This window comes from Microvirga roseola (assembly GCF_020866965.1).
In the GTDB taxonomy this organism is placed as follows: Bacteria; Pseudomonadota; Alphaproteobacteria; order Rhizobiales; family Beijerinckiaceae; genus Microvirga; species Microvirga roseola.
On record NZ_JAJATX010000212.1, the window covers coordinates 1 to 400 of the forward strand.

The 400-nt window shown below is 62.8% G+C and carries 1 protein-coding gene; it reads left to right on the forward strand.

Features of this window, described 5'->3' with window-relative positions; genetic code table 11:
• Nucleotides 1–271: hypothetical protein (locus tag LG661_RS24930; protein WP_230534673.1), on the forward strand; the 271-nt coding region annotated here is incomplete at its 5' end.
• Between the last annotated feature and the right edge of the window lie 129 nt (nucleotides 272–400).

A 400-nucleotide genomic window follows, 5' to 3' on the forward strand; every position in this document is an offset into this window, starting at 1 on the left:
GAAGAACAAAAAGCCGACCCAGAGAACTTACCGGACCCGGTTTGATCCGCCGACCCTGGAGGAGGCGATCTTCGCCGCTCAGGGACTGGCCGAGCACATCGAAGGGCAGACGCAGATTGCCGCCATGCTGATGGGACTGCCGGAAGATGAGGTCAGAGCCGCTGTAAAGAAGGCTGCACTGGCTTCGCCCCGGCCGCCCGTGTCCCGGTCCGTGGCTGGACGGCGGACCGTTGTGATCGAAAACAGATCCTCGCGCACTCTCAGCCGGTGATCACGGCCAGGCACCTCTTGTGCAAGCAGGCTGCTCTAGGAGCGGGCATGCGGGCGGAGTGAGCGTGCCAGCTCCCGGATGACCTCATCCTCAATCCCAAGACCATCGGCGTCCTGATCATCAGATACC